Origin of the sequence: Flavobacterium labens (assembly GCF_048286755.1) — a bacterium.
Taxonomy (GTDB): Bacteria; Bacteroidota; Bacteroidia; order Flavobacteriales; family Flavobacteriaceae; genus Flavobacterium.
Window position 1 is genome coordinate 1 of sequence record NZ_JBLVPL010000013.1, and the last position, 5,301, is coordinate 5,301.

Below are 5,301 nucleotides of genomic sequence, written 5' to 3' on the forward strand. Positions count from 1 at the left end.
CATAACTGCTGCTTTGGCTTTATCGCCTGTTGCTACCGATAATTGTACGAATGCTCCAACTAAAAATTTATTGAGTGATATTACTTCCGCTGATGCTACTTGTTCTAATGCTTATGTGAGAGTACGTACTTGGAATTTTACTGATGGTTGTTCAAACACTTCAGATAGTTTTGTGCAAACGATTACTGTTATTGACAATACTGCGCCTGTAGTAACTACAGCCGAAGATTCTTTAAATATAACGCTACAATGTAACAATACTGCTGGCATAACTGCCGCTTTGGCTTTATCGCCTGCTGCTACCGATAATTGCTCACTTGCTCCAACTAAAGTTTTAGTGAGTGATGTGACTACAGCCGATGCTAATTGCGCTAATGCTTACGTGAGAGTACGTACTTGGAACTTTACCGATGGTTGTGGAAATACTTCAGCTAATTTTGTTCAAACGATTACTGTAATTGACAATAGTGCTCCAACTTTTACAACCCCTGCAGACATAACACTTTCAAGTGATGAAAACTGTCTTGCAGACATTAGCACAAGTTCAACTGGTACAGTAACTAATATTCAAGATAATTGTGATTCTAATCCATTAGCTACGTATGTTGATTCTGAATGTTTTGGAAGTTTTGATGAGCAAGAAATAAACGCAGGAAATGGAAATTACTTTCCTTTCACCATATCTGGTTTTGATAATTTAACAGCTGCTAATATTGAAAAAATTAGTTTGGCATTCGAAACGAATCAAGGAAAAGGGAGAGCTGAATTTATTTTAGTTGCTCCAAGTGGTCAAGCAATTAAATTAGTTGGACCTTATTGTGAAGGAGGAGAATGTGATGATGAATCATCAAATACTCAAGAATTATATTTACCTGTTTTTTATCCTAATAGTTCAGGTTATACAAAATGGAATAATAATAATTTTATTCAAAATGGAGTTAGTATTAGCTTGAGACCAAATGGAGAAACTACTTCTTCAAATAATATTATTGGAGTATCTTCTTTTGTTTCTAGTTTTGAAGAATTTACAGGATCTATGAACGGAGATTGGTTTGTATATTCAAAAAAACAAGCTAATGTAAATGGTAGTGTTAAATTTAAAAGTGTTTGTTTAAAACCTACAAGTCTTTGTGTTGGAAATAAAGTAATTTCTAGAACTTGGACTGTAACCGATGCATGTGGAAATAAAGCAACTTCAACTCAAACTATTAAAATTATAGATGCTAGTTCTCCAACTTGGATTACTGGTGCAGATGCTTTAAATACTTCTATCGAATGCAATAATCCAGAAGCTTTGGCAAATGCTCAATCTCTAAGTCCAATAGCTAAAGACAATTGTGATATGGATGTTTCCAATATCACTAAAGTAAGCGGTTCGTTTGTTCCTTCTTCTGAATGTGCCAATGCTGGAACTTACACCAACACATGGACGGTAAATGACGATTGTGGAAACACTTCGGCTGTATTTACTCAAGTGATTACGGTTCAAGACACAAGGGATCCAACTTGGTCTACTCAAGCAACTGCTTTAAACACCACGGTAGAATGTAGCGATGCAGAAGCTTTGGCTACAGCCCAAGCTGCTTTCCCTACTGCTGTTGATTTATGTGATACGGATGTTTCCAATATCACTAAAGTAGTCGGTGCGTTTGTTCCTTCTTCTGAATGTGCCAATGCAGGAACCTATACTAACACTTGGACTGTAAATGACGATTGTGGAAACACTTCTGCGGTATTTACTCAAGTAATTACGATTCAAGACACAACGGCTCCAACTTGGTCTACTCAAGCAACTGCTTTAAATACTACTGTAGAATGTAGCGATGTAGAAGCTTTGGCAACGGCCCAAGCTGCTTTCCCTACTGCTGCTGATTTATGTGATACCGATGTTTCCAATATCACCAAAGTAGTCGGTGCGTTTGTTGCTTCTTCTGAATGTGCCAATGCCGGAACCTATACTAACACTTGGACTGTAAATGACGATTGTGGAAACACTTCGGCTTTATTTACTCAGGTGATTACTATTCAAGACACAAAGGCTCCAACTTGGTCTACTCTAGCAACAGCTTTAAATACTACTATAGAATGTAGTGATACAGAAGCTTTGGCTACAGCCCAAGCAGCTTTCCCTGCTGCTATAGATTTATGTGACACGGATGTTTCCAATATCACTAAAGTAGTCGGTTCGTTTGTTCCTTCTTCTGAATGTGCCAATGCTGGAACCTATACTAACACTTGGACTGTAAATGACGATTGTGGAAACACTTCGGCTGTATTTACTCAAGTAATTACTATTCAAGATACAACAGCTCCAACTTGGTCTACTCTGGCAACTGCTTTAGATACTACTGTAGAATGTAGCGATACAGAAGCTTTAGCAACTGCTCAAGCTTCTTTCCCTACTGCTGCTGATTTATGTGATACCGATGTTTCCAATATCACTAAAGTAGTCGGTGCGTTTGTTGCTTCTTCTGAATGTGCAAATGCTGGAACCTATACTAATACTTGGACTGTAAATGACGATTGTGGTAACACTTCGGCTGTATTTACTCAAGTAATCACTATTCAAGATACAACGGCTCCGATAATTAATACAACTGCTTCAAATATAACTGTTGAATGTGATAGCGAAGGGAATCAAAATGCAATTGCTACTTGGTTAGCCAATAACGGTGGGGCAACTGCATCCGATAATTGTTCAGATGTAACTTGGTCTAATAATTTTAATACACTTTCTAATGATTGTTCAACCGCAGTAACTGTAATATTTACCGTAAAAGATGCGTGTGGAAATAGTTCTTCGACATCAGCTACATTTAGTGTAAAAGACACTACTGCTCCTGTAGCTCCCGAAGCTCCTATAACAGTAACCTTAGCTTGTGCTACAGATGTTCCTGCAATAATATCACTTACTGCAACTGATAATTGTAATGGTGAAATTACTGCTGAAGGGGTTGATGTGATTACTCAAGGTGAGTGTCTTAACTCGTTTGTTATTAAAAGAACTTGGACATTTACTGATGCTTGTAGCAACTCATCTTCTACTTCACAAATCATTAATGTAATTGATACAACTGCTCCAGTAATCAGCGCACTACCTGAAATATCAACTATCTCTTGTCCTGCAACGCCTGAATTTACTCAAGCCATTGCAACTGATAATTGTGGTTCAATAGTAACTTTAACTTTTGCAGATGTAACAACAAACGGTCAATGTACTGGTTCGTATTCTGTAACGAGAACTTGGACAGCTACAGACACTTGTGGAAATGCTGCTACAGCTTCACAAACTATAACCGTTCAAGATACAACTGCTCCTGTATTTGTTCCGTTACCTTCTGTATCAACAATCTCTTGCCCTGCAACGCCTGAGTTTACTCAAGCAATTGCAACTGATGGATGTGGTTCAACTGTAACTCTAACTTTCGTAGATGTTACTACAAACGGTCAATGTGCGGGTTCTTATTCCGTAACGAGAACTTGGACTGCTACTGATGCTTGTGGAAATACTGCTTCAGCTTCACAAACTATAAACGTTCAAGATACAACTGCTCCAGTTATAGCTGAGTTACCTTCTGTGTCAACTATCTCTTGCCCTGCAACGCCTGAATTTACTCAAGCAATTGCAACTGATGGATGCGGTTCAACTTTAACTTTGACTTTCGCAGATGTGACTACAAACGATCAATGTGCTGGTTCTTATTCTGTAACAAGAACTTGGACTGCTACTGATGCTTGTAGAAATGTTTCTACGGCTTCACAAACCATAAATGTTCAAGATACAGTTGCTCCAGTTATTAATGCCTTACCGGAAACATCAACTATCTCTTGTCCTGCAACGCCTGAATTTACTCAAGCCATTGCAACTGATGGTTGTGGTTCAACTGTAACTTTGACTTTTGCAGATGTGACTACAAACGGTCAATGTGCTGGTTCTTATTCTGTAACGAGAACTTGGACTGCTACTGATGCTTGTGGAAATGCTGCTACGGCTTCACAAACCATAAATATTCAAGATACAGTTGCTCCTGTTATTACTGCGTTACCTTCTGCGTCAACTATATCTTGCCCTGCAACGCCCGTGTTCGCTCAAGCCATTGCAACTGACGGATGTGGTTCAACTGTAACTTTAACTTTTGCAGATGTAACTACAAACGGTCAATGTGCTGGTTCATATTCTGTAACAAGAACTTGGACTGCTGCTGATGCTTGTGGAAATGCAAGTACGGCTTCACAAACAATTAATATAGTAGATACTGTTGGTCCAACAACTGCCTCTCCGTTCAATTCAACAATTAATGTAAATTGTGATGTAATTCCTGCTAAGCCTGAACTTGTATTTGTAGATAATTGTTCTACAGTTTCTCCGGCTATTTTTACTGAAAATATCATTAACAGAACCGAAAATTCTTATTCAATCGTAAGAAAATGGTCTGTAGCTGATACTTGTGGAAATGTATCTGAGTTTACTCAAATCATCAATGTTACTATTCCTAATAGCATTGTGACAATAAACAGTTCAGTTTGTAATGATGGAGAAACTACAACTACCAATCTAAACGATTTATTACCAGTAGGTACTCCTGCAAACGGAACTTGGGTAGATCTTAATAATTCAGGTGGTTTACTAGGGAGCTTTTTTAATGCTGTTGGGCTTCCAATTGGAGATTACAACTTTGAATATAAAGTAAATGATACTACTTGTCCAAGTACAATTAGAGTAATTATGACAGTAAATACTGGTTGTGGTGGTGTTGTATTAGCTTGTGGAACTGTATTGGTTCATAATGCTTTCTCTCCAAATGGTGACGGAATTAATGAAAAATTCATAATCGATAATATTGATGATACTGTTTGTTATCCAGAAAACACGGTAGAGATTTATAACCGTTGGGGAGTATTGGTTTTTGAAACTAAAGGATACAATAATACAAGTAATTCGTTTGATGGAGTTTCTGGAGGTAGATCAACTGTTCAACAATCTTCTGGTTTACCTACTGGAACTTACTTTTATATCTTGAATTATACCTCTGTTGATAATGACGGAAAAATCATTACCAATAAAAAAGACGGGTATTTATACTTAACAAAATAATTAATCTTATACCTGAGGATAAAAAAATCCTCAGGTATAATAAAAATAATATCTTTAGCCCCTATTATTATAAATAATAAACCCTAAGGAAATTTATCAAGCCGACCTGCCGGATTCTTATAAATGAGTTCGATAGATAATTTAAAATAATAAATATCTACTATGAAAACAAAATTATTTTCTTTCGTTTTGATGTTTACAGCCTT

Annotated in this window: 1 protein-coding gene; it reads left to right on the forward strand. The window is 37.1% G+C overall.

Annotated features, from left to right (window positions below; translation table 11 throughout):
• Positions 1-5,095, forward strand: a 5,095-nt coding sequence (locus tag ACNQF8_RS15250) for an HYR-like domain-containing protein (RefSeq protein WP_417983544.1), incomplete at its 5' end; no start/stop codon positions are given.
• Between the last annotated feature and the right edge of the window lie 206 nt (positions 5,096-5,301).